Consider the following 26,187-nt stretch of genomic DNA (forward strand, 5'->3'; position numbering starts at 1 on the left):
ACTACCAGATGCTTACGCGCTGCTCCGGCGGCAAATACATCGGCGAATCCGGGCCGACTTCTTCGAAGGCCTCGTAGAATTCGTCGATGTTTGCTGCGATCTGGTTGCAGCGGAATTCCGCCGGCGAGTGCGGGTCAATGGCCAAGTACTGCTTCGCCATTTCTGGGCGAATCGCAGTGCGCCACACCCGGCCCCAGGCCAAAAACAGGCGCTGCAGGCCGTTGAATTTCCGCTCATAAAGCTCCGGCTGCGCATCTTCCACATCAAAGGCTTCCACCGCGGTGTCGTCGTAGCTCATGCCTCGATCCTGCAGGTAGAGCTGGTATGCCACCACAGCGATGCCCAAACCGCCCAGGTCGCCAATGTTTTCCCCCAGGGTGAATTCGCCGTTCACGCCTGGCTTCTCGGCGCTGTCAGCGGTGTCAGAGCCGTCTGCGCTCTCTGCATCGCCTGTACCGGTTTCTGCATCCCGCAGCACCGACGGCACCAAACCATCAAACTGCTGCACGAGTTTTTCGGTCAGCTCATCGAAGGCTTCGCGGTCTTCATCCGACCACCACTGGTTCAGGTTGCCCTGGCCGTCGTAATTCGAACCCTGATCATCAAAACCGTGGCCAATCTCGTGGCCGATGACGGAGCCGATTGCGCCGAAGTTTTCCGCGGCATCGGCTTCTGGGTTATAAAACGGTGCGCGCAAAATTGCGGCCGGGAAGGTGATGTCGTTGACCACCGGGTTATAAAACGCATTGACCGTCTGCGGGTTCGCCACCCATTCGTCGCGACGCGCAGGCTTACCCACTTTATCCAGCTCATAGTCATGGCTAAACGCGGCCCCGGCGCGCACATTCGCCACCAGATCGGCGCCTGCCGGGGAAAACTCCAACCCGGAGTAGTCACGCCAGGTATCCGGATAGCCGATTTTCGCTTTGAACTGCTCCAATTTTTCCAGCGCCCGCTCGCGGGTGGCGTGCGTCATCCACTCCAGATCAGAGATGCGCTGGCGGTAGGCGCGGATCAGGTAGTCCACAAGCTCCAGCATGTCTTCCTTGGACGAGGCCGGGAAGTGCTTGTCGACGTAGAGTTTGCCGATCTCCTGGCCCACCAAAGATTCCACGATGCCGACGCCGCGCTTCCAGCGGTCACGCTGCTCGGTGGAACCGGTCAGCTGGCGGCCGTAGAAATTGAAATTCGCCTCGCTGATCTCTTCGGTCAAAATTCCAGCGCGGGAAAGCAGAATGTGCCAGGTGGCCCACAGCTGCCAGTCGGCCAACCGGTCGTCGGTCAGCAGCCCCAGCAGGTGCTCGACGTAGCTCGGCATCATGTTCACCAGGCGATGCTCCGGCAGTTTGCCGCCGCGCAGCAATCGCTGGATCAACTCTGGCAGCTCGTCGAAATCCGTCGGGTTGTAGGTTTTCAGAGCATCGCGGCTGGCCACGACATCCCAGTGGCCGGAAGCGATCTCGGTTTCCAGGGCGACGATGCGCTCTGCGGCCACCTCGGCATCTAACCCGAACAGCTTCGCGGAATCGACAAACCCCAGCATCTTTGCGACGTGCTCGCGGTAGGCAGCCAACGTATCCGCGTGGGTTTCGCTGCGATAGTAGGCCTCATCCGGCAGACCAAGCCCGGATTGCACCAGGTAGGCCACCGCATCTTCACTGCCAGAGTCTTTTTCTACCCAGAATGTCAGCGGGCTGCCCACACCAACGCGTTCCAGCGCGCCCAAGTTTTCGACGAATTCTCCAATATCGCCGACGGAAAGCTTGGCGAAGTCGTCGGCAAGCGGTTCCAGCCCGGCGGCATTAACGCCCTCGGTGTCCATGAAGGAAGCAAACAAGTTGCCGGCGCGGCCGGTGTCCTCATTGACGATCTCTCGGACGTCATCTTCGGATTGATCACGCAGCTTGTGAAAGGTGCCATCCACGGCGCGATCATCCGGGATCACATGGTTTTCCAACCACGGGCCGTTGACATAGGTATATAGGTCATTCATGTTTGCTTAGTTTACTAGGCTGGCTAGCATGCCCGCTCCCGTTTCCCCGCCCGATCTAAGCCCAACCCAACTTCGCTTATACCGCAGCCAACCGCAACGCACGACGCTGCTGTGGGTGGTGCTTGTCGTTGTGGTCGCCATCGCTATGCTCGCGCCCGTGGTGCTCAGCAAAGCGACCCCGTCGGCACGCCAAGCTACTGCCCCACTGGTGGTATCCGACCCACTGGCGGGTTCGGAATTGCACCTGGCGGACCGGGAATGCCCCGTCGACGCATTGGCGCTGACCGGCCAGGGGTGGAATTGCCCAGGGCTCCACATTGAGGCGATAACCACCCCACACGCAGGCGATCCGGACCTGGCGCTGCGCCGCATGTTCCGGTTTATCACGCGCACTGACCTCCCCGAAGGCGATATTTTGCGTGAAGGTGAACAACGCCTGCTCATCGAACCGAATGGCCGAGGTATTGCCATGTCGACGAGCGCAATGGGTGCTTCCCAGGTCATCGTTTTCCGTGGGCTCATCAGCGAAAACTTAGACATCATTACCAGCTCCTGGCGCGAAATTTCCGGGAACGCACTGCCGGAAATCGTCCATGAGCTGCTGCAAGGCTATTCCGGTACTGGCAGCGATGGGGCAGAAAACCCGCTGCCGCAATCCGTTCATAATGCTTCCGTCCAGAACGCATCCGTCCAGAACGCGCCCGGACACACAAATGCATCCGCACAACCAGTCAGGCGGCACGTATAACCATGAGCAAATTATTCCGCTATTCACTGTTCTTATTCATCCTGGTGGGGCTGCCATTCATGGCGCTTCCTGTGCTGCCGAATGCCCTCGCTTTGCCCACCCCGGCTGCGATCAGCGCCGTGTTTACCGCGCTGTATTTGGCCGTACTCACCGCGGTGGTTCGTTGCACCCGTCTGTGGCCGTATCAAGGGTGGGCGCCCGCGGTTCTGGCGGTGCTGTGGGGTGCGGGCACCAGTTATGCACTGGTATCGGTGAGCGCACCGTCGATTATTGACCTTGCTGCGTATACCGGTGCGACCACGACGGCCGCGTCCTGGGGTGGGGCCTACCCAGAGGAGATCGCGAAAGCCACCGGTGTGGTTTTCATTTTATTGGCGTTTAAGCAGCTCAACCGCCCGTGGCATGGTTTTGTCATCGGCATGCTCGTCGGCCTGGGCTTTGAATCTTTTGAAAATCTGCTGTACGGCATCGTGATGGCGCCGATCCACCCGTCGTCGGATGTCATGGGTGTGCTGCAGATTTGGGGCGCCCGGGTGTTCCTCGGCCCGTTTTTACATATCGCGTTTACCGGGCTTGCCGGTTGGGGAATCGGCTGGGCATTGTTCGCCGTCGGCCGGGGCTTGGCCTGGCGGCTGGCCCACGCGCTGGGCTGGTTCGCCGTGGCGTTCGCCTGCCATTTCGGCTGGAATATTCTTGGCGACGACCTCGTGCTGCTGATCGGCAGCAAGATCGTCACCGGAATCGTGTTGTATGCGTCGTTTATCTACGTCTGGGTGGCCGCTTTCAAGGCGGCCAAGCCCCAGAACGAGTTGTATACGGCGGTCAGCCAGTTACCTACTGCTGGCCAAACTGACCGTGCACGGTAGGCGTCAGGTTGTGGTACACATGCTTGTGCTCCTGGTATTCCGCCAAGCCGACCTCGCCTAGCTCGCGGCCGTTACCGGATTGCTTGTAACCGCCCCATTCTGCCTGCGGCAGGTATGGGTGGTAGTCGTTGATCCAGATGGTGCAGTGACGCAGCCCGCGCACGATGCGCTCGGCTTTGCCGGCATCGGTGGTAAATACTGCGCCGGTCAGGCCGTAGATGGTGTCGTTGGCGATCTCCAAGGCTTCGTCTTCATCGCGGAAAGTCTCGATGGTCACGACCGGGCCGAAGGCTTCGTCGTAGACGAAATCCATGTCGGCGTTGCGGTCGACGCCGTCGATGACCGTCGGCAAGTAATAAAAGCCTGCGCCCAGATCCGACTGCCCAGTGCCGTGCTGGCCGTTGGTGTCCTCACTGGTGGCAGCGCGTCCGCCAGAAAGGATCTTGGCACCGTGCTCGCGGGCTTCATCCACGTACCCCGCGACCTTTTCTCGGTGCTCGGCGGAAATCAGCGGGCCGGTTTCAGCCTTATCGTCGGTGGGTCCGCCCAGTTTGATGTTGTTGGCGCGCTTGGCAAATTCTTCCACGAATTTATCGTGCAGTGATTCCTCCACCAAGATGCGCGAACCCGCGGAGCAGACCTGGCCGGAGTGGAAGAACGCGCCGTTTAACGCGTTGTCGACGGCAACGTCGAAGTCGGCGTCGGCAAAGATGATATTCGGGTTTTTGCCACCCAGCTCCAGGGCCACGCGCTTGACGGTTTCTGCCGCGTTGCGGGCGATGAGCTTGCCTGTCTGCAGGCCACCGGTGAACGAGACCATGTCCACATCCGGGTGGGTAGACAGCGGATTACCGCAGGCAGCACCAGCACCGGTGATCAGGTTGGCCACGCCGTCTGGCAGGCCGAGTTCCTTGGTCACGGCCATCAGCAGCATCGCCGTATGCGGGGTCAGCTCTGCTTGCTTCAGCACGAAGGTGTTGCCAGCGGCGATGGCCGGTGCAACCTTGTAAGCGACCTGCAGCAGCGGATAGTTCCACGGGGTAACCATGCCGACGACGCCGACTGGTTCGTGGTCAATGCGCGAGCGCACATTGTCCATGCCTGGGTCCACCACGCGACCAGCTTGGTGCCCGATCAGGGTGCCGAAATGATCGAAGGCTGCGGCGATATCATCCATATCCACCAGGGAATCTTCGAAGCGCTTGCCGGTATCGGCGGATTCTGCGGCAGCGAAGAGTTCTTTATTTTCGCGGATCTTATCCGCAATGCCAATGACCAGGCGGCCGCGTTCCCGGGCTGGCACCGACGACCACACGCCGGAATCAAAAGTTTCGCGGGCGACCTTGATGGCCGCGATGGTGTCGTCATCCGTGGCTTCCGAGACCGTACCCACCGTCGTACCGTCAGCGGGGCAGCTGATGGTGCGAGTGCCGCCTTCTTGTGCCTGGCGCCACTGCCCACCGATGAACAAGCTAGCCGGTGCGTCGTTTCCGGCGCGGTAGACGTCGGCAAGCAGGTCCGTGGTGGTGGGGTCAAACAGCGTGCTGCGGTTGTTCGCGTTGGTCAAAATGACACCTTTCGCTTGGGGTCGAATTGTTTCTCGAATATCCCAATTTTACTGCGAAAGGTGACCACGCGCTGTGCAAGTTTGCTCACGCTGTGGGCTGAGCTTGCCGACGCGAGTTTTATTTCGCCGCGACAGCTCGAGCTCGTGGCAAGAAACCTTTCAACCGCAAGAATTTATCCATCCCGTTGACCGCGCCATTTCCCAGATTTGGTTCATCGCCATTGCGCGCCATAGTCTGCTTGATCCAATTGATCTCAGCTGAAATATCGGCCAAGTTCATCGGTGTTCCGTTACCAGAAATCGCCGAAGCTACGCCGGATAGCTTACCGTCGATGAACAATGGTCCGCCGGAATCACCAGGCTGTGCATACGCCCCGTCTTTGTGGTGCACGGTGTACATTTTGCCGTTGTTGTAGCTGCCGTTTTGATATAGGTTTTTCACTTCTGCCTGGGAGTGCGGCAGCCGCTTGTGCGCGGTGCTATCCCAGCCGTAGAAGGTTCCTACCTGGCCTGGCTTGGGCGCTTCAGTAGCCAGCTCTGGGTAGCTGTCGAACTTGAATGCGGAGTGTGTGGACATACGCACCAAGGCAATATCGCCGGTTGGTGCGTGGTAGGCCTCTTCAGTGCCATCCACTCCGGTCTTTTCAACCCCGGTGTGCAACAGGTGCGCCGTGGTGTGATTGCCGAAGCAGTGTTTTGCTGCCAGGATCCAGTGCGGGCTGATGGCAGTTCCGGTACATCCACCGACGATGACGACGTTTTTCGCCAGCGCATCGTCATCAGACACTGGGGTTCCGCCCTGCACGGCGTGAGCAGCAGGGGCGGCAATGATGCTTGCTGCCATTGTTGTGGCAGCAGCTAAGGATAGCGCAATCTTCTTTATACTCATGCGCACTACTCTACTTTATTTGGAGAATACTTATTTCTAATTAAAAACCAAATGAGAGCAATTTAACAAACCTAGTAAACCCCGAATGACTCCTGTGCACAATCGTGCATCATTGCCGCATCAGGCGATAATTCCGCAGCTCATTCGGGGTTTCCAGACAGGAAATTCCCAGGCAGGAAATTACAGGCTAGATGACGACAGCAAGGGGCTGCCCTGGTTTGGCCGCGCAGGTTTCGCTGGCTGCTGCTTGCCAGGTTTTGGTTGAGCTGGTTTTGGCGCCTGCTCCTTTTCTTTATTGTGCTCAGCGTCGTTGTGCTCAGCGCCTTCTTTTTCAGCGCCGTTTTCTTCAGGGTTGCCTTTTCCAGCATCCGGCTTCGGCAAATTTTTATTTTGCATAAGCTTTTCCACGCCATTAACCGCGCCGTTGCCCAGGTTTGGCTCGTCACCATTTTTCGCCATGGTCTGTTTGATCCAGTCCAGCTGCGCAGAGATATCGGCCAAATTCAGTGGCACGCCGTCACCGGAAATTGCGGAAGCCACACCTGAGAGCTTGCCATTGATGAAGAACGGCCCACCGGAATCACCTGGCTGCGAGTACGCACCGTCTTTGTGGTGCACGGTATACATCTTGCCGTTGTCGTAGCTACCGTCCTGGTACATACCCTGCACCTCAGCCTGGGAATGCGGCAGACGCTTATGTGAGGTGTTATCCCAGCCATAGAAGGTTCCTACCTGGCCTGGCTTCGGTTCTTCAGTAGCCAGCTCTGGGTAGCTATCAAAGTTGAATGAGGAGTGCGTGGACATGCGCACCAAGGAAATATCGCCACTCGGTGCGTGGTAGACCTCTTCAGAGCCTTTCGTGCCGGTCTTTTCAATCCCGGTACGTACCAGCTTTGCGGTGGTGCCATCGCCGAAGCAATGCCGTGCTGCCAGCACCCAGTGCGGACTGATGGCAGTTCCGGTACATCCGGAGACAATGACGACGTTTTTGGCCAGCGCATCATCATCCGAGACCGGGGTTCCACCCTGCACGGCGTGAGCGGACGGGGTGGCAATGACGCTTGCTGCCATGGTCGCGGCAGCAGCTAAAGATAGCGCAATCTTTCTTGTACTCATGCGCATTACAATACTTCATTCGGAGAAGTCTTGTAATAAGCTGGATATGGGTCGCAAGTTATTTAATAAAAACAATAACCCCCCCATGATGCAACGACACCTTCAGGGCAGACGGTCCACTCTTCAATATTCGAGCAACATTTTATATTCTGCTAGCCTTACTTATGGGCATAACTTCACGCCACGCATCCCACTCACGGAGCTGCTGCTGTTACCTCTTTTTGGATGGTAAAAGCCACACAATAGCTTTGCCCGAACAGCAAGAAACCCCCGGAAGCACAGCGGACTGTTGCCTACATGGTGATCTGGGGGCTTCACGATAGCTGTACTGTCAATAGCACCGGTTTTATTCGGAGAAGTCTTCCTTCCAACTGCGAACCGGACTCGAATTATCCGACAGATCCGAAGAACCGCGCAGTGGCGCCTGCATGTGCAGATACTCCAAGTGGCGATCGTAAAGGTCCAGCACGTTATTGATCAGCTGATCCTCGTCGTAGCCATAAACATCAAAGCCCATGGAGCCGTTGTTGTCGAAGACCTCCAGGCGATAATAATCGCTGCTGCCGTCCACAAAATCCGGGCTCTCGGTCTGGATTGGGTACAGCTGATAACGGAACTCACGCTCGTCACCCAACTGAATTTCCAGGTCCAGCTGCGGCAGCTGGCATTCTTCTACCAGGCTGGTGAGCAAGCGGGCATCCAGGCCTTCGCTGCGCAGCTCGGTGCAGAGTTTCTCCAGCGCCGGGGTGGCGGTGTTTTCGAAGTATTCGGTGATTTCCTTGCCGCTTGGCCAACGGTTGGCACGGCCAATGCGGGATTTCCACCGCGCCCCGCCGACGCGACCGGCAATCGCGGAGTGCAGCGCCACCGCGCGGGAATCACGCTGGATGTTTTCTTGCCGCAGCGACTTCCACAGCGAGAACATCACCATCCACATCACGAAGGCGAACGGCAAGCCCATGATCACCGTGGCCGCCTGCACCGCAGCGACACCACCAATGCCCAGCATGCCCAGGGTGAGCACACCGACGGTCAGCGACCAGAACACGCGCAACCACGGCGCACCATCCTGCCGGTGATCCACGATGTGCGAAGTGAAGTTCGCCATCACCAGCGCACCGGAGTCCGCCGAGGTGATGTACAACAGCAAACCACACAGGGTGGCCAGCAAAATCAGGGCCGACGCGCCTGGGTAGGTGCCCAGCAATTCATAAAAGCCGGATTCTGGCTGCGCCATTGCGGTTTCGGCGAATTCTTCATTATTGCCGCCCATGACCAAATCCAGTGCCGAGTTACCGAAAAACGACATCCACAGCACGATGAACAGGAATGGGAACATCAAGGTACCAATGACGAACTGACGAAGGGTGCGGCCGCGGGAAATGCGCGCCAGGAACAGGCCGACGAAGGTTGCCCAGGCAATCCACCACGCCCAGAAGAACAGCGTCCACGCTTCCATCCACGCACCGACGGCTTCCTGATCATCCGCGTAGGCGTAGGTGTCCATGACCCACGATGGGAAGCTGGCCAGCATCGTGCCGACGTTATCGATCAGGGCGTTGAGCAACCAGGCGGTCTTACCGGCAATCAGCACGTACAGGCCCAAGAAAATGGCGACGGCCACGTTAAGCTCGGAAAGCCGACGAATACCCTTGTCGACGCCCGAGATCGCAGAAATCGTCGCCACGATCACGCCGACGGCCACCAAGGTCGCCTGCAAGCCCATGGACAGTTCCACGTCGAAGATGATGTGCAGGCCGTAGCTGAGCTGGACGACGCCGATACCCAGCGAAGCAGCAATACCGAAGACGGTACCCAGCATCGCCGCGATTTCCACGGTGTGCCCAGCCGCACCGTGAATGCGCTTGCCGATAATCGGATACAACGCCGAGCGAATCGCCAACGGCATATTCAGGCGGTAAGCGAAATAACCGAAGGCCATACCCATCAGCGCATACATCGCCCAACCGACGATTCCATAGTGGAACATTGCCCAGGCCACGGCCTCTTTCGCTGCGGCGTAGGTTTCCGGGTCCGTGGTTGGCGGCTCGAAGTACTGCGTGAGTGGCTCGGCAACACCGAAGAACATCAAGTCGACGCCGATGCCCGCGGCGAACAGCATCGAAGCCCAGGTGTACAGGCTGTATTTCGGGCGCGAGTGATCCGGCCCCAAGCGGATATTACCGGTGCGGGAAAAGGCCACTACCAGCACGAAGATCACCACTGCGGTGGCGGTCAAAATATAAAACCAGCCGAAGTTGCTGGCGATCCAGCTCGTGATCGCGTTCAGGTTCTCTTCCGCGGATTCCGTCGCCAGGAACGTATACAGTGCGATGGCCAAAATGATCGCACTGGAAAAACCAAACACGACCCAGTTCGGTTTCGCTACCGGCACGGCATCGCCGTGGTCATAGCCGGTTTCGGTACGGAAGGTTCCCACCAGTGCCCGAGGAATAAACCGCGAGGCCTTATTAGTACTCGCCTTACTATCTGTACTGTCTGTCGATTGCGGTTCAGCTGAATCAGCCACCACCATCTCCTTACATTCTGCTGTTGTACGGATTTTTTGATTCCATTTTGAACCAATTCTCAGTTTTTCAAGCTTTTTGACTGTATACCATCACACAGTTATTGGCTAGGGCTATTTTTCGCGGCTAGGCTGGTTGGTCGTTCCGCACGCGGCTACCGCCGTGGGCACAAGCAGTAGAAAGGACGCAGCGTGAGCATTTTTTCGCGACTGTTTAACACCATGAATGCCGCGACCTCGGCAAAGAAGGCGTCGACAAGCTCGGCGCCAGTAACCGATGAAGTCAGCGACGTCGTTGTCGTCGGCGGCGGATCTGCAGGATCGGTTGTTGCCAACCGTTTGACCGAAGACCCAGACACCCGCGTCGTCGTGTTGGAGGCTGGCCGCCCCGACAGCATCTGGGACCTTTTCATCCACATGCCGTCCGGCTTTTCCTTCCCCATCGGCGACAAGGACTACGACTGGGTGTACGAAACCGAGCCAGAACCAGAAATGAACGGCCGCCGCGTGCCACACGCACGCGGTAAGGTGCTGGGCGGTTCCGGTTCCATCAACGGCATGATCTTCCAGCGCGGCAACCCGCTCGATTATGAAAAGTGGGCGGAAAACCCAGGCCTGGAACACTGGGACTACGCGCACTGCCTGCCGTACTTCAACAAAATGGAAACCGCGAAGGGCGCCGACGCCAACGATCCGCGCCGTGGCCACAACGGCCCGCTGTACTTGTCCCGCGGCCCGGCCACCAGCCCGCTGTTCCAGGCACTGTTCAAATCCGTGCAAGAATCCGGCTACGAGCTGACCAACGACGTCAACGGCTACCGGCAGGAAGGCTTCGCGCCTTTCGACCGCAATATTAAAAAAGGCCGCCGCCACTCGTCGGCACGCGCCTACCTGCACCCGATCTTGCAGCGGGAGAACCTGGAAGTACGCACCCAGGCTTTCACCCGTCGCGTAATTTTCGACGGCACCACCGCCAAGGGCGTGGAATACGAATGGCAGGGTGCTACCCGCCGCATCTACGCGGACAAGGTCATCTTGGCTTCCGGCGCTATCAACACGCCACAGCTGCTGCAGCTTTCCGGTGTGGGCCCACGCGAGTTGCTGGAAGAACACGGCATCGACGTTGTCAAGGAACTGCCCGGCGTGGGCGAAAACCTGCAGGATCACCTCGAGGTCTACATCCAGTATGAGGTGGACACGCCGCACTCCTCGCAGCCGTACCTGCGCAAATGGCGTTGGCCGTTCATGGGCCTGCAGTGGTTGCTGACCCACAAGGGACCAGTGGCAACCTCCCACTTTGAGGCCGGTGGCTTCGTGCGTTCCAATGACGACGAAGAATACCCGAACCTGATGTTCCACTTCCTGCCGATGGCCGTGCGTTACGACGGCACCCCAGCCAAGGTCAAGCACGGTTTCCAATGGCACGTCGGCCCTATGTTCTCCGATACCAAGGGCTGGGTGCGCATCCAATCGGCAGACCCACACGTCAAGCCAAAGATGCTGTTTAATTACCTGCGCACCGAGCAAGACCGCCGCGAATGGGTCGAGGCCGTGCACAAGGCGCGTGAGCTGATGGCCACCGACGCGATGGCAGAACACGGCACCCGCGAATTCTCCCCAGGCCCGGACGTGCAGACCGACGAGGAGATCCTGGAGTGGGTACGCAACGACGGCGAAACCGCTTTGCACCCATCCTGTACAGCAAAAATGGGCGCTGAGGACGATCCGATGGCCGTCGTGGACCCCGACACCATGCAGGTGTGGGGAACTGAAGGCTTGTACGTCGTCGACTCTTCGGTATTCCCATCTATTACCAACGGCAATATTTACGCGCCGACGATGATGGTGGCCGAGAAGGCAGCAGATTTGATCAAGGGCAAAAACCCACTGCCTGCCAACAATGCGCCGTTCTACCGCGCTGGCAAAAATATGCCGTTGTACGCCGAAGGAGAAGAACGCCGCGACCACGTCGAGGCGCCTAGCTCCTGGGAGTAATAAAAACCGGGCTTAGTTAAGCACGTGCGCCATCGACAGCTGCGCGCCTGGTTTCGTGCCCGGCGTGCCCGGCGCGCTTGCTCAGCAACACATCGGCAAGCAGCATCGCTGCCAAGCTAATTCCGAATAGCGGCAAGAAACCGCCCACGGCAACCAGGAATACCGCGACGATGATCCACTGCTTGGTGCTCAGCTTCGTGCGTGGCCCCGGGATGCCCGCGGTTGCACCTGGGGTTGGGCGGCGCTTCCACCAGATCAGGTAGCCTAACACCACCAGCCCGGCGATGGCCAGGGCGGTGACCAGCAGCAGGATCTGCAGCGGCAGGCCGAACATGATTCCCATGTGCAGGTAAATGCCCCACGAGGTCAGCTTAGAAAACAGCGGCAGTTCGGAAAATGGCAGGCGGTCGATGACTTCGCCGGTTTCGCCGTCGACAGAAATCGCATCCGAGGTGGTGCGCCATTCGGTCCAGCGCTCGCTGACCTGCCAGCCGTGCTCCACCGATTCGCCTGGGTACATGCGCAAAGAACCAGTCAGGCCCTCTTCGCGCGCCGTCGCCAAGACCTGGTCGGACTGCTCCGCGATTTCTTCGGGGGTCCAGGCGCGAGCTTCGGACTCGGACGCCGCGCCACCGCCATGCCCAGCGTGTTCTGCGTGCGGGTCTGCGGCTTCTGCTGATTCACCGCTGAGTTCCGTGGTGATCGGATCCGCCCGCCACTGCAACGCTTCCACGGTGCGGTTCACATTTCCGCCAGCGTAAGTAGACCACGTGATTCCGGTAACCGACAGCGCCAGCATGCCGACGAGCATCCAGGTGCCCGTCACGCCATGCAGGTTGACCAGGCGACGACGTCCGGAGCCTTTGTTTTTCGCTTCTTTGCCGGTACGCGCGTTACCGAACCCGAATAGCTGCTGCACCTTTTTATTGCGGGAAGCCCACAACACCAGCCCACCCAAGGCAAAGAACCACAGCCAGCTGGCAGCCAGCTCCGAGTACAACTCGCCTACAGGTCCCAGATGCATGCTTTCATGCAGGTGCGAAATCCACCGGCGCAGCGGCAACTCGCCCAGACCGGAATAAGATGGCTCATCACCAACGACGGCTCCGGTGTACGGGTTGACGAACACGCTGCGCAGTTCTGCCTCGTCAATGGTTTCGTCGATAAGCAGCACGCGGGTGGTTTCACCTGGTTCCGACGATGGCCACACCTGGGCAATATCCAAATCCGGGAAGGCTTCGTGGGCCTGCGTCACCTGCTCTTCCAACGAGATCGTGTTGGTAACACCTTCCGAGCCAGGTGGAGGAGTGACGGTCAAAACGTCCTGGTACACCAACTTTTCGGCGGTGGGTGCGACTGCGTACAACGCGCCACTGATGGCTGCGATGAGCAGGAACGGCCCGATGAACATGCCAGCATAGAAATGCAGGCGTCGGAGCAGCGCCACAAGTGCATTGGGTTTGCGTGCGCCACGTTTATTGCGCGCAGAGGTCTCGTCGACGGCGCCAGCAGGCATCGTGGTAGATGCTTGCGCTGGGCGATCTTGGCGTAGAGTCATAGACATGAGCCTTCGGGTTCGGGGACTAAAACTTGTGTGGTGAAGTTCTCGTCTGCAGCCGCGAACTACACAAAGTAGTCGCACCCCGAGTGGGAAAAGTTCCCAAGTAATTTTTAACGTTTCGGATTGGTGATCTTTTCAAGTCAACCTGTTGAAACTTCCCAGTGAAATACGCACGCGGCGCAAAATTGTTAGATTAGCACCCCCTCTAAATTAACAATTTTCGCCAATTCTCCGAATAATGCGCAATTAGCCGACAGCTGCCAACAACTGCCAACAACTACTGCGCACCTTCTACACTGCACATCATGACTTCTCACACTGCAGTGCAGATCTCCGCCGGCGCCTACACCGCCACGATCGACCCGCATGGCGCTGGCCTAGCCGCACTCGATTTCCACGAAAAACCCCTGGTTACAGGCTATACGCGCACCCGACCGATGACCGCCGGCGCACTTTTGGCCCCATGGCCGAACCGCACTGGCGACGGCATCTTCTCCCACCACGGCACCATCCACCGCCTGCCCTGCACTGAGCCCGACCGCAACAATGCCTTGCACGGCTACGCCGCCGATGCCACCTGGGAAATCACCGACCGCTCCCCCGGTTCCGTCACTATGCAGTGGCAGGGCCCGGCGCGCACCAAATGGCCCTGGCCGCTGGTGTATTCCATAACGTGGGCGCTTGCCGACGATGGCCTGTCCGCAGAACTCACCGTCACCAATAGCGGCGCCGACGCCAGCGCTGGCACCAGCACCGAAACTGCCCACCCCAGCACAGCATCCAGCCCTTTCGGCGTGGGCTGGCACCCGTACCTCAGTGCGCAGGGAGCACCGCTGGATGAATGCACGCTGGTTATGCCAGCAGCCACGAACCTGCCGTTGGATCCGGAGCGTTTGCTGCCTGCAGGGCCGGAAATTCCGGCCACGGAGATCGTCGGCAAGCACCAACACATGGCGGGAATCACGCTGGATCATTGTTTCCGGTTAGATGCGCCACCGGCCAGCAGTAACCACGCAGCCCACCACATCGAGCTGCGCAACGCCGCAGGTAGTGGCGCCAGGCTCTGGGCGGATGAACGTTTTGGCTGGTGCCAGGTTTATACGTCCCCGGAATCCGCCCCAACGATCGGGCGTGCCGTTGCCGTGGAACCGATGACCTGCCCGCCGAATGCACTGCGCAGTGGCGAGAGCTTGCTGCAGTTGGCGTCGGCAAGCAGCACGAGGTTCCGCTTCGGAATTTCCGCGATCTAGGCCCCACCTCACCCTAAACTTGCCCTTTAGGGTTATGATGAATGCGCCGCATCGCACCTAACATGTGATGGTTACCTAACTTGGGTAGTTTTCGCTGCTAGGCGCACATCCATTTTCCTTCGCACAGGGACCGAGCAGGCCAGCAATGCAGGTTGTCCTCGGCCGTGGGGAAGGCCTATTTTTCCGGGAGGTTCCCGCTATGCAGGAAGACGGCCTGCTTTTGAATGCGTCCTGGGTGGACTACACCCTGGTGGCGATTTATTTCTTGTTCGTGCTCGGCATCGGCTGGGCCGCGAAATCGAAGGTGTCGAGTTCCATCGACTTCTTCTTATCCGGACGCTCGCTACCAGCGTGGGTGACGGGCCTGGCCTTCATTTCCGCCAACCTGGGTGCTGTCGAAATCGTCGGCATGTCCGCCAACGGTGTGCAGTACGGCTTCGAAACCATGCACTACTTCTGGATCGGCGCCATCCCGGCGATGGTGTTCCTGGGTATTGTCATGATGCCGTTCTACTACGGTTCGAAAGTGCGCTCGGTGCCAGAGTTCATGCGCCGTCGTTTCGGCAACGGCGCGCACCTGGTCAACGCCTTGTCTTTTGCCCTGGCACAGCTGCTGATCGCCGGTATTAACCTGTTGCTGCTGGCCAAAGTTGTGAACTCGCTGCTGGGCTGGCCGCTGTGGGTCACGCTGGTGATCGCCGCGGTCATCGTGCTGTCCTATATCACCTTGGGTGGCCTGTCGGCTGCCATTTACAACGAGGTGCTGCAGTTCTTCGTCATTATCGCTGCCCTGCTGCCGCTGACCCTGATTGGTCTGCACAGCGTCGGCGGCTGGTCTGGCTTGAAGGAAAAAGTCGCTGATCCGAGCCACTTCAGCGCCTGGCCGGGTACGGAAATCTCCGGTTTCGACAACCCCATCGTCTCCGCGATTGGCCTGGTCTTCGGCCTCGGCTTCGTGTTGTCGTTTGGTTACTGGACCACCAACTTCGTCGAAGTGCAGCGTTCCATGGCTGCGGATTCATTGTCGTCGGCACGCAAAACCCCGATCATTGGTGCGTTCCCGAAGATGTTCGTGCCGTTCATCGTCGTCATCCCGGGCATGATCGCTGGCGCCACCGTCACCCCGCTGATGGATGGTTCCGCGGAACCGAACGACGCCATGCTGTACCTCATGCGCGATCTGCTGCCGAACGGCCTGCTGGGTGTCGCTTTGGCTGGTCTGCTGGCTGCTTTCATGGCTGGTATGGCCGCGAATATTTCTGCGTTCAACACCGTGTTCTCCTATGACCTGTGGCAAACCTACGTGGTCAAAGACCGTGAGGACGACTACTACACCCGCGTCGGCCGCTTGGCGACGATCGGCGCCACCGTCATTGCCGTATTCACCGCGCTGCTGGCGTCGAACTTCGGCAACGTCATGGACTACCTGCAAACCTTATTCGGTTTCTTTAACGCGCCGCTGTTCGCCACCTTCATCCTGGGTATGTTCTGGAAGCGCATGACCCCGACCGCTGGTTGGGCTGGCCTGGTCGCCGGTACTGGCTCCGCGATTGTTTATTGGGCGATTGCTACCTTCTCCGCCGCGGAATCCGGCCTGTTCAACCTGCCGGGCCAGGGCACCGCGTTCGTCGCAGCATCGCTGGCCTTCGTCGTGGACATCCTGGTTTCCATCATCGTGTCCCTGGTGACCAAGCCAAAGCCGGACGAGGAGCTGGTGGGCTTCGTCAAGTCCGTCACCCCGAAGGAAAACCTGACCGACGCCACCGAAAATGGCTTGCCGTGGTACCGCCGCACCGTCCCATTGGGTGTGCTGTGCCTGGTGTTGGTCGTTATCCTCAACATCATCTTCGTTTAATAAGGAGCACGCATAATCATGAGTACACAAGGATCGCAGCGCTCCCACACCGCCGGAGCATTCGACATCCGCAACGTCATCGGCGCACTACTGGGCCTGTACGGGCTGATCTTGCTGCTGAGCTTCCTCTTCCTGGACCCAGGCGTCGATGCCGCGACCGGTGCGGCGAAAGATTCCTCATACAACCTGTGGACCGGCGTGGCCATGCTGATTGCCGCCGGTGTGTTCTTCTGGTGGACGAAGGCCAACCCGATCAAAATCGACGAGGCTAAGGCTGGCACTGAGGCTGCAGCTGAGCCGCAATCCGGCGATTCCACCACCCGCTAAGTCTGGAGTTTTCCATGCAGCATCCGATGCGCATTACCCGCACGCAGCTTGCCGACGGCCGCGAGCTGCTCTACTTCGATGACACGCCTGAGTTTGTCTCCGGCGAGCGTACCCGCACGCTTGTCGACGAACGCGAGTTGCCCGCCGCCACCAGCGCTTCGGAGCTGCGCCAGGACCCGTTGACTGGCGCCTGGTACACCTACGCCGCGCACCGGATGAACCGCACGTTTTTGCCGCCGGCGAATGAAAACCCGCTGGCACCAACGCGCCCCGGTCAGCTGCCCACCGAGATTCCTGCCGACGACTACGACGTCGTGGTTTTTCAAAACCGCTTCCCGTCGCTGGCGCAGTCGGAATCGCAGGCTACCCCTGCAACAGGCACGGCCACGCCTGTTTTCGTGCCCAGCAAACCCGGGCACGGCCGCTGCGAAGTAGTCTGTTTTACCCCCAATTCGCAGGTTTCTTTCCGGGACCTGCCGTATACCCGGGCACGCACCATCGTCGAGGCCTGGGCGCACCGCACCAAAGAACTTTCCGCGCTGCCTGGCATCGAGTACGTCTACCCGTTTGAAAACCGGGGCGAGGAAATCGGTGTCACCCTGCAGCACCCGCACGGCCAGATTTATGCTTATCCGTTCGTTCCGGAGCGCGCCGCGCAGATCGCTGCCCGCGCGCAGGAATTTCGGGAAGCGCAGGGTGAATCTGGCGCTGGCGCTGGCGCTGAAACCGGCCCGGATCTGTTCGATCACATCCTGGAATGCGAGCATGCCGACGGCCAGCGCGTCGTCGTCCAGGGCGAGTATTTCACGGCGTTCGTGCCCGCCGCGGCAAAGTGGCCGGTAGAGATCATGCTGGTCCCGCACCGCGCGGTGCCGAATTTCGCGGAACTGCACGATGCCGAAAAAGACGAGTTGACGCGGTTGTACCTGGATATTCTCGAGCGCATGGATCGCTTTTTCGACGGCGTCGAACGCACCCCGTATATTGCGTCCTGGAACCAGGCGCCAGTGAATGCGCCGGAGGATGGCCGCTTGCATTTGCAGCTGTTTTCGCTGATGCGTTCGCCGGGTCGCATGAAGTTCTTGGCTGGTAGTGAATCGGGCCAGGGTGCTTGGATTTCCGATACCACCCCGGAGCGCATCGCCGCACGGTTCCGAGAAGTCGCTGAAGAAGAGGTCGCCGATCACGATGGTTAATTGGTTTTCCACCCGCAGCAACGAGCAGGCAATCGCCGATGTCACCGCGCTGTTTCGCGAGCATTTTGCGGAACCCGCTGGTGTGTGGTCGGCGCCGGGACGGGTGAACCTGATCGGTGAGCACGTCGACTATGCCGGTGGTATCTGTTTGCCGTTCGCGTTGTCGCAGCGCACTTATGTGGCGGCGGCGCTTAATCAGGATGGCGTCTACCGCGTGGTCTCGCAGTTCGGTTCTAAAACCATGCGCGCAGAGATCGCCATGGACCAGGTATGCCCTGGTTATCCGGATGATTGGGCGGGCTATGTTGTGGGCACCATCTGGGCCGCAGGCTTGGACCTGCCGGGCCTGGATATCGCGATTGTCTCTGACGTTCCGGTGGGCGCTGGGTTGTCGAGTTCGGCGGCGCTGGAGTGTTCGGTGGCTTTAGCAGCGGCGGATCTATCTGCGCCGGACCTGGCAGAAACCAGCACTAACGGCAAAACTCAGCCAGACCGCACTGCGTTGATGCAGGCCGCGATCCGCGCGGAAAACGAGGTCGTCGGGGCTTCCACTGGCGGTTTGGACCAGCGCATTGCCCTGTTTGCCGAACCCGGCCACGCCCTGGCGATTGATTTCGCCACCGATTCCACCCAGCAGGTGCCATTCCAGATCGCTGACCGTGGTTTGGCCGTGCTGATCACCAACACGAATGCACCGCATTCGCTTGCCGACGGCCAGTACGCCTCACGTCGCGCCGTCGTCGATGGCGTGACTGCTGACTTGCAGGTGACGAGCCTGCGGTATGCCACTGATGCCGAGGCCGCATCTGCGCGCTGGGCGGAGGCCAACACCCCGGATGGGGTGGATGCTGCTGCGTGGCAGGAGGTCGTCGGCAAGCGGGTCCGGCATATCGTCAGCGAGATTGCCCGTACTGCCACTGCGATCGAGCAATTGCAGCGTGGTGATCTGGCCGGTTTTGGCGAATCCATGCAGGCCAGCCACGCTTCGCTACGTGATGATTACGAGGTCAGCGTGGCGCAGTTGGATGTTTCGGTCGACGTCGCGATGGAACACGGTGCACTTGGTGCGCGCATGACCGGCGGCGGTTTTGGTGGCTCATCGATTGCGTTGTTGCCTTCCGAGAAGGTGGAACAGGCCGCGGAGGCAATCGCGCGGGCTTTTGCCGAGGCAGGTTTTGCCGAACCCGAATTTGCGGTGGCTCTTCCGGGTGCGGGTGCGCGTCGGGAAGCGTAGCGTGAACTGCGGCACTAGCCCAATAATGCGAGAGGAACAACTGCGCATCCGTCGGCACGCCGATACGCATGACTTCCCGTGGTGACCACGATTTTGTCGACAAGCCGGGAACCAAGTTGTTCCCCCAACCAATTCAGATGCCGCACGTCGCGGTCTGTGGGGACCGGGTTGAGTTTAACCTCAAAAGCAATGACCTTGCCGTCGTAACGCTCCAGAATCAGATCGACTTCTCTGCTTCCGCCTTGCAACCGCAGGTGTGCTGTCTCTGCCTCGGCTGCCTGGCCGGCTGCGCGAACCGTCAGGGTAACCAAAGATTCAAACAGCTGACCGAACAGCTCCCAGCTGCCCGGATCACGCGAGACCAACATTTCTGCTGTGACGCCCAGCAAGGCTGCTGCGATTCCCGGATCAAAAATCTGATGTTTGGGCCCTACGGTCAGGCGTTTCAACGGCGTGCGGTTCGGGTGCCACGCCGGAACGGGATCAAGCAACCAAAGTTTCTGGAGCATATCGCGGTAGCCCTGGGCGGTTTCTTTGGAAGTTTTGTTGCTGTCTCCTGCCGTCGCCGCATCGAGTATTTTGTTGTATGCCGTCGGCGTCGACGATGCTGCAGCGTAGGCGCGCCACCAGGCCCGCAAGGATTCCGGTTTGCGCACCAATAGTCCTTGCTCCGGAATATCGCGGTCAATCACCCGGTGGATATAAGACGCTACGTGCTGCCTGCGGGCGCGCGGCGGCAGCGTGCAGATGCCCGGCAGCCCGGTCGAACAAATAGCTTCGGCGTAATCGGTCAACTGCCAATCGGTTGCACCACTAATTTCTGCGCGGGAATCATTGTTCTGCTCGAATAGTTCCGCTATCCGGACGCTAGGCTGCGTGTTGTCGCGTTCTGCCACCGATAGCGGGCGCATGCGCAATGACAGAATCCGACCTGCACCGGAGTGCGTGTCGACGCCACTTGTGGGGGTAGCGCTACCAGTCAGCAAATACCTGGTAGCCACGTGCTTATCGACGTTGCGCCGCACCGCGTCCCACACCTGCGGGACATGTTGCCACTCATCTAGACAAATTGTGCCTGGACCCTGCAAGATGTTATCCATCTGGGCGTAGAGCAATTCGCGCTCGTTATCCCGGTCTAGATGCCAGGTTTCATCTGCACGACGGATGCTGGTTTCGGACTTGCCGACGCCTTTTGCCCCATCGATCGCGATCGCTGTCAGACCATCCAGTGCTTCCAGTTCGTCATCGATGTAGCGCCAAAGGTAGTTCTTTGTGTTGCTTGTTTTGGCGCTGCTACTTGAATTTTCGTGGCCGTCTGATTGATACCCGCTAAGAGCCATGACCTCGATATTAGCACTGAACCCGACTGTTTATCACGGATCTACTAGTCTATTTATCGCTTTTCTACCCGACCATTCATCATCCCATTAGCACGCCGTTTATCACGCCGTTTATCACGCCTTTATCCGACCGTTTATCACCACACCACCACGACGACTAAGGTATGTGCCGTGTTGCGTACCATGCTGAAATCCAAGATCCACCGAGCCACGGTCACCCAGGCTGACCTGCATTATGTCGGTTCCTGCACCATCGACGCCGCGCTGATGGAGGCCGCGGATATTCTCGAAGGCGAGCAGATCGACATCGTCGACATCAACAACGGCAACCGCCTGACCACCTACGCGATCACCGGCGATCGAGGCACCGGCGTCATCGGCATCAACGGTGCGGCCGCGCGGCTGATCAACCCGGGCGATCTGGTGATCATCATCGCGTATGCGCAGTACAGCGACGAGGAACTACGCGACTACCGTTCTCGCGTAATCTTCGTCGACGAGCAGAACAGGCAGCTGGAGGCCGGCGCCGATCCCGCACATGCACCGGAGGGCTCGGATCTGCTGAACCCGCGGCACCCGGAGGGCTAGCTAAGACATCGGGCTCACATACGGCGTCGACAAGCCGCTGATGGTGAGCTAACTCCCAGCCGAAAACCCTTCCCGACGCCTGCCCACCCGCGTAGCATGACCCGTGTCCAAAGCTTGAATAATTGCGAAACGAACGGGCATGAGCACCACTCCAGAAACAACACACGCGGATTCGTCGAGAAGCGCGAAGCCACAGTTTTCGAAGAAAACCGCCATCCACGTCGCGATCATCGTCGCCGTAACCGCCATCATCTATTTCCTGCCCGCACCCGAGGGCGTCGACCCGCGCGGCATGCACATGGCGGGGATTTTCGTCGGCACGATTTTGGGCTTGATTTTACAACCCTTGCCGACGGCTTCTGTTGCGTTGATTGGCCTGGCAGTGGCCATGGTTACCGGCACGATGGATGCCAAGGAAGAGGCACTGCAAGGCTTCGGCAACTCCACGATTTGGCTGATCGTCGCCGCGTTTTTCATTGCTGATGGTTTCTTGATCACCGGTTTTGGTCGGCGCATCGCGTTGTTGTTTGTGTCGGCGTTGGGGCGGAGTTCGCTCGGGCTGTCTTATGGCATGGCGCTGACGGATTTGGTGTTGGCTCCGGCGACGCCGTCGAATACCGCGCGTGCTGGTGGTGTGGTCTACCCGATTATTAAATCGCTGGCGCACGTGAATGATTCCCGGCCGGATACGGATGAATCGCGTAGGCGGCTGGGGTCTTACCTCTCGTTGACTGCATTGCAGGTCAACACGATTACTTCCGCGATGTTTATTACCGCTATGGCGGGCAACCCGGTGGCGGTGAATCTGGCTGCTGACCAGGGAATTGATATAAGCTGGGGCACGTGGGCGCTGGCTGGTTTGGCACCGGGCTTAGTCGCGCTGATTGTGATGCCGTGGGCCATGTCGAAGGTGTATCCGCCGACGCTGAAGAAAACCCCGAATGCTCCGGGTCACGCCCGCGATGAGCTGCGCGATCTTGGGCCAATGACCGCCGCCGAGTGGATCATGCTGGCGACGTTCGTGTTGCTGCTGGGGCTGTGGATGTTTGGTTCACAGTTGGGTGTTTCGGCGACTTCAGCGGCGTTTTTGGGTATCGCCATTTTGTTGGTGACGAAGGTGTTGACCTGGAAGACGATGGCTGCGAATAATGGCGCGTGGTCGACACTGATTTTCTTTTCCGTGCTGGTGGGCATGGCTAGCCAGCTCAACGAGTTGGGCGTCGTCGACTGGATCGGGGAAGGTGTCGCTGGTGTGATCGGCGGAATGCACTGGATTGCGGCCTTCGTGGTGTTGGCGCTGGTGTATTTCTACGTGCATTATCTTTTTGCTTCGAATACCGCGCAGATCATCGCGTTGTATTCGGTGTTTTTGGGTGCGGCTGTTGCTGCGGGTGCGCCGCCGCTGTTTGCCGCGCTCATGTTGGGTTTTGCCAGCAACTTGATCGGCGCGTTGACGCACTATGCTTCCGGCCCGGCTGGTTTGATTTACGGTTCCGGCTTCGTGAAAACCGCGGAGTGGTTCCGCGTATCGTTTATCGCTTCGGTGATCAACATTGTCATCTTCGGCGTCGTCGGAACCGCCTGGCTCGCGTTGCTAGGCATGATGGGCTAGCAGCAGCCACCGAATAGCTAGATAATCACAGAACCGAAGAGGTATCCCAGCAGCACAGAGCTGGCAATGCTGACCACGCCGGGAATCAGGAATGGGTGGTTGAACACTGCTTTGCCGATACGCGTGGTGCCGGTGTCGTCCATTTCGACGGCTGCCAGCAGCGTTGGGTACGTCGGCAAGATAAACAGTGCCGATACTGCGGGGAAGGCTGCGACGGCTGTGACCGGGTTGACGCCGAGGGCAAGGGCCGCTGGCATGAGCGCTTTGGTTGTCGCTGCCTGCGAGTACAGCAGTGCCGCACCGAAGAAGAGGACCACCGCGAGCAACCATGGCGAGGATTCCAGGACGCCGCCGGCGAGGTTTTGAATGTCGTCGAGGTAGTGGTTGATCAGTGTGGTTCCGAGCCAAGCAACACCCAGCACGCACACGCAGGCGGACATGCCGGATTTGAACACTGGCGTGTTGAGAACGTCGCCGGCCGGGATTTTCGTGAGCATGACGATGATTGTCGCGGCCGTCAGCATCACAGTCATGATGGCTTCATTGCGCGGCAGAGTTGGCTCGGAGATGAGTCCAACCTGGTCGGAAGTGATGGTTGCCCAGGCCATGACGATGACGATGGCAGCGAGGAAGATCAGAACGGACGCTTTAGCACCGGAGCTAGGCTGGTAGTTTTTCGCACCAAGGGGTTCTGCCACCAAGCCTTGCGCTTTACGTTCGAGGTACACCGGGTCGTCGACAAGTTCTTTGCCAAATTTATTGGCAATCCAGGCAGCTGGGAAGATGGAAATGAAGGTAGCCGGGATGACGACCGCGAGCACCTGCAGGTAACCGACGCCCATCGGTTCCAGCAGGCCAGCCAGCAAAACGACGGCGGCGGAGATCGGGGAGGCACAGATAGCCATTTGCGAAGCGACGACGGCCACCGACAGCGGGCGTGATGGGCGGACTTTGCCTTCTTTTGCGACTTCCACGATGACCGGAAGCGTCGAAAAGGCGGTGTGCCCAGTGCCTGCGAGGACCGTCATCAGCCAAGTAACGACCGGCGCATAGAAGGTAATACGCTTGGGGTGTTTGCGCAGGAAGCGTTCGGCGATATGCACGAGGTAGTCCATGCCGCCAGCGCGTTGCATCGCTGCAATGGCGGCGATGACCGTCATGATGATGGCGATGACGTCGAAAGGAATATCTTCCCGGGTGACGGGAATTCCAGAAAGGCCCAGCAGAACGACGCCTAAACCACCGGCCATACCGATACCGATGGAACCGATTCGTGCGCCAAGGAAGATGGCGCCGAGCACGATAGCAATGTGAACAATAACCATGCCCATGCTCCCTTTCACTTATTTGTAGTTTATTTGTAGCTAAAGTGGCCCTTCCATTGTCTCGCACGCAGTTGCTTTCGTTTTCACAATTAGTGCATTTGTGGTGCGCCCCATATGTGTTTTATCCCTCCCGCAGTTGGTTAATTTTTTGACTAGGCGTTTATCGCCCAATGACCAGGCGGTTGCAGCTGATTGCAGGTGATAGTGCAGACGATTCGGCAGTGACACCCTGATTCCCCGACAAAGCGCCACGCGGAAGCGATTCGAACATATATAATTTTTCACAAGCTTCATCTTAGCTGGAATACTCCCGCAATGCGAACACATCTTCCATACCTTTGGGCTTACTGCAGCGTAAGTTAATTCCCGCACCATACAGAACCAGGACACAAAATCCCATCATTATTAGCGCTTATGTTGCACTTATATCCGACTACTCTCGACGTCATGAGGTTCCATAACGCACTGCCCCAAATTTTTAGGGCACTACACCATTCGAACACCATTGCTTTTTTGAACATCCCCCACTAGACTGAAATCATCTTAATTAGCAATAACGTTCGGGGAGGGCGTCATGACACAGAACAACAACCACAGAAACCGTCACGGCGTCGAGCATTCTTCGGGCTCCCCGGAGGCATATTTCACCCACTGCAATCCACATAATAAAAATGCCATGGCAATGCTGGAGCTGCGTCGTCACGCGTACTTTGCGTGGAAACGAATTACTGATCTCGCCAGTGATGATTTCGATCTCATGCTGCGCGATATCACTGCAGCCAGTGGCATTAGCAATTACAAGGCCGGTGACATCGCCGCCGCGTTTTACCGCATGTCGGATCTTCCGAAGTTGCGCAAACTTGCAACCTCCATGTGGCAACTGGATATCGACCATTGGATCACCATTGACCGCGCACTGGACAAGGCAGGTGCCGTCAATGCCCACCTGTTTGCCGCCGTCGATGAGCTGCTCGTAGATCTTCTCACTCCAACGAAACCGAACCAACAGATGGCGTCGAGAAGAACCATCAGAAACCGGATCACTCGCGAAATTGATGCCCTTGATTCTTCGGTGCGCAAGGACAAAAAGAAGGAATCGCCCAGGAAAACCTACGGTGTCAACGATATTCCCGATTTTGAGCGCAACGATACCGATACGCATGAAATTCGCTTCGATACCGACGCCGCCACCGCCGTGACCATTGATGCGCACATCCGCGAACATGCACAACAAACCGGCCTTTCGCTTCGCGACGCCACCATCGACCTACTTTTGGGAAATGCACAAACGTCCGTGACGCTGAATTGCTACCGTGCGAACGACGTCGACGACGCCCCGCTGTTCGTGTCGACGACTACGGGCGCTGGCGAACAAACACTGTTCGGTGCGGCCGCCGACGCCCTTGCCGGTGAGGCAGCCAAGCACCACGACATGGACGCCGTAGCCAACCACGAAGTCGCAGGCTATACCACCACACCAACCATGCGCGCCGCAGTCACCGGCCGCGATGGACACTGCCGCTACCCAGGTTGTGAAGAACCAGCGACCACCTGCCAAATGGACCACGTCATCGAATATGACAACGGCGGCGCAACCACCCCGGCAAACCTCATCGCACTGTGCCAGCACCACCACAACATCAAAACTGATCGCCGCGCCCGCCCCATTTTCGAACCAGCCAGCGGAACCACTGTGTGGTTATTCGCCGACGGCACCTGGCAATCCACCGAAGCAGAAGGCCCATTGGCCAAACCGAACCGGCGCTGGGTACAAACCGTGGCACAGAAAATGGCGTGCTACCGCAATGCCCAGCGCGAAGAAGCGCAGAAGATGCAGCGTTTGACCGCAGAGAGCAACCAAGCACCTACGCCGGGGATGCCAACACCGTCGGAGACACCGAGTACATCGAAAACAAAGTCGGAAGGCCAACAGCTCTGGTATAGCGATATCTTAAAGCTGCAGAGCATGCTGAATCACGATAGTTTCCGCGTGATCAAGATTGCCGCCTGCCGGAAATACTTCGACAAAATCCAAGAAGCAATTACTGCAATTCGACACCTCGAACCAGAGGTTACCGGGGAGCGCGCAGACCAGAGCTCAGCCGCTAACCACGCAGTTGAAGGCGACCCCTGGGTGGCGGCTGCCCAGCAAAAGTCTTACGCCGAGCCGCCGTTTTAAATAACCAGGCGCAAAATCA

19 protein-coding genes are annotated in these 26,187 nt (G+C 58.6%); 11 read left to right on the top strand and 8 right to left on the bottom strand.

Going from position 1 to position 26,187, the window contains the following annotated elements; all coding sequences use genetic code 11:
• Position 1: 1 nt before the first annotated feature.
• Positions 2–1,993 carry a M13 family metallopeptidase gene (locus B142_RS0103905; RefSeq protein ID WP_018120240.1) on the bottom strand — a complete coding sequence of 664 codons (1,992 nt, stop codon included), beginning with the start codon at positions 1,991–1,993 and terminating at the stop codon, positions 2–4.
• A gap of 28 nt (positions 1,994–2,021) precedes the next feature.
• Between B142_RS0103905 and B142_RS0103910 the strand changes: the two genes are divergently transcribed.
• A complete protein-coding gene (locus tag B142_RS0103910; RefSeq protein WP_018120241.1) occupies positions 2,022–2,741 on the top strand; it encodes a hypothetical protein in 720 nt (239 codons plus the stop codon).
• A 2-nt stretch (positions 2,742–2,743) separates the two neighbouring features.
• Positions 2,744–3,607 (top strand): PrsW family intramembrane metalloprotease, encoded by an 864-nt coding sequence (locus B142_RS11840; RefSeq protein ID WP_018120242.1) that lies wholly within the window; start codon positions 2,744–2,746, stop codon positions 3,605–3,607.
• Here B142_RS11840 and B142_RS0103920 read toward each other — a convergent pair.
• From B142_RS0103920 to betT, 4 genes are all read right to left on the bottom strand, one after another.
• Positions 3,576–5,174: an aldehyde dehydrogenase family protein gene (locus B142_RS0103920; protein ID WP_018120243.1), complete on the bottom strand. Its 1,599-nt coding sequence runs from the start codon at positions 5,172–5,174 to the stop codon at positions 3,576–3,578. The genes B142_RS11840 and B142_RS0103920 overlap by 32 nt on opposite strands.
• 118 nt (positions 5,175–5,292) lie before the next feature.
• Entirely contained in the window at positions 5,293–6,063 is a 771-nt protein-coding gene (locus B142_RS0103925; protein WP_236658148.1) for a trypsin-like serine protease, read from the bottom strand.
• Between the two features lie 180 nt (positions 6,064–6,243).
• Entirely contained in the window at positions 6,244–7,179 is a 936-nt protein-coding gene (locus B142_RS0103930) for a trypsin-like serine protease (protein ID WP_236658147.1), read from the bottom strand.
• 346 nt (positions 7,180–7,525) lie between these two features.
• The gene (gene betT / locus B142_RS0103935; protein ID WP_018120246.1) at positions 7,526–9,715 is read right to left on the bottom strand and encodes a choline BCCT transporter BetT; all 2,190 of its coding nucleotides are present in this window, start codon (positions 9,713–9,715) and stop codon (positions 7,526–7,528) included.
• Positions 9,716–9,928: 213 nt separating this feature from the next.
• Between betT and betA the strand changes: the two genes are divergently transcribed.
• Positions 9,929–11,701 (top strand): choline dehydrogenase, encoded by a 1,773-nt coding sequence (gene betA / locus B142_RS0103940; RefSeq protein WP_039733772.1) that lies wholly within the window; start codon positions 9,929–9,931, stop codon positions 11,699–11,701.
• A gap of 16 nt (positions 11,702–11,717) precedes the next feature.
• Here the strand turns inward: betA and B142_RS0103945 are convergent, their stop codons facing one another.
• Positions 11,718–13,259, bottom strand: a complete 1,542-nt coding sequence (locus B142_RS0103945) for a PepSY-associated TM helix domain-containing protein (protein WP_018120248.1) — start codon at positions 13,257–13,259, stop codon at positions 11,718–11,720.
• A 308-nt stretch (positions 13,260–13,567) separates the two neighbouring features.
• Between B142_RS0103945 and B142_RS11845 the strand changes: the two genes are divergently transcribed.
• From B142_RS11845 to galK, 5 genes are all read left to right on the top strand, one after another.
• Positions 13,568–14,512, top strand: a complete 945-nt coding sequence (locus B142_RS11845) for an aldose epimerase family protein (protein WP_018120249.1) — start codon at positions 13,568–13,570, stop codon at positions 14,510–14,512.
• A 199-nt stretch (positions 14,513–14,711) separates the two neighbouring features.
• Complete coding sequence (locus B142_RS0103955) at positions 14,712–16,367, top strand: sodium:solute symporter family protein (RefSeq protein ID WP_026167821.1); 1,656 nt, start codon at positions 14,712–14,714, stop codon at positions 16,365–16,367.
• Between the two features lie 18 nt (positions 16,368–16,385).
• The gene (locus tag B142_RS0103960) at positions 16,386–16,694 is read left to right on the top strand and encodes a hypothetical protein (protein ID WP_018120251.1); all 309 of its coding nucleotides are present in this window, start codon (positions 16,386–16,388) and stop codon (positions 16,692–16,694) included.
• 14 nt (positions 16,695–16,708) lie between these two features.
• Positions 16,709–17,890 (top strand): galactose-1-phosphate uridylyltransferase, encoded by a 1,182-nt coding sequence (gene galT, locus B142_RS0103965; RefSeq protein ID WP_018120252.1) that lies wholly within the window; start codon positions 16,709–16,711, stop codon positions 17,888–17,890.
• Positions 17,883–19,124 carry a galactokinase gene (gene galK / locus B142_RS0103970; RefSeq protein WP_018120253.1) on the top strand — a complete coding sequence of 414 codons (1,242 nt, stop codon included), beginning with the start codon at positions 17,883–17,885 and terminating at the stop codon, positions 19,122–19,124. Before galT ends, galK begins: the two co-directional genes overlap by 8 nt.
• A 14-nt stretch (positions 19,125–19,138) precedes the next feature.
• On the opposite strand, the gene B142_RS0103975 is transcribed toward galK, so the two are convergent.
• On the bottom strand, positions 19,139–20,464 hold the full coding sequence (locus B142_RS0103975) for an ATP-binding protein (protein WP_018120254.1): 1,326 nt from the start codon (positions 20,462–20,464) through the stop codon (positions 19,139–19,141).
• Between the two features lie 171 nt (positions 20,465–20,635).
• Here B142_RS0103975 and panD point away from each other — a divergent pair, with 171 nt between their 5' ends.
• Both panD and B142_RS0103985 read left to right on the top strand, forming a co-directional pair.
• The gene (gene panD / locus B142_RS0103980) at positions 20,636–21,052 is read left to right on the top strand and encodes an aspartate 1-decarboxylase (RefSeq protein ID WP_018120255.1); all 417 of its coding nucleotides are present in this window, start codon (positions 20,636–20,638) and stop codon (positions 21,050–21,052) included.
• Positions 21,053–21,191: 139 nt separating this feature from the next.
• Positions 21,192–22,664, top strand: a complete 1,473-nt coding sequence (locus B142_RS0103985) for an anion permease (protein ID WP_018120256.1) — start codon at positions 21,192–21,194, stop codon at positions 22,662–22,664.
• Positions 22,665–22,681: 17 nt separating this feature from the next.
• Here B142_RS0103985 and B142_RS0103990 read toward each other — a convergent pair whose 3' ends face one another.
• The gene (locus tag B142_RS0103990) at positions 22,682–23,989 is read right to left on the bottom strand and encodes an anaerobic C4-dicarboxylate transporter (protein WP_026167824.1); all 1,308 of its coding nucleotides are present in this window, start codon (positions 23,987–23,989) and stop codon (positions 22,682–22,684) included.
• A gap of 574 nt (positions 23,990–24,563) precedes the next feature.
• Here B142_RS0103990 and B142_RS12870 point away from each other — a divergent pair.
• Positions 24,564–26,168: an HNH endonuclease signature motif containing protein gene (locus tag B142_RS12870; RefSeq protein ID WP_018120258.1), complete on the top strand. Its 1,605-nt coding sequence runs from the start codon at positions 24,564–24,566 to the stop codon at positions 26,166–26,168.
• Positions 26,169–26,187 lie beyond the last annotated feature (19 nt).

Origin of the sequence: Corynebacterium propinquum DSM 44285 (assembly GCF_000375525.1) — a bacterium.
Taxonomy (GTDB): Bacteria; Actinomycetota; Actinomycetes; order Mycobacteriales; family Mycobacteriaceae; genus Corynebacterium; species Corynebacterium propinquum.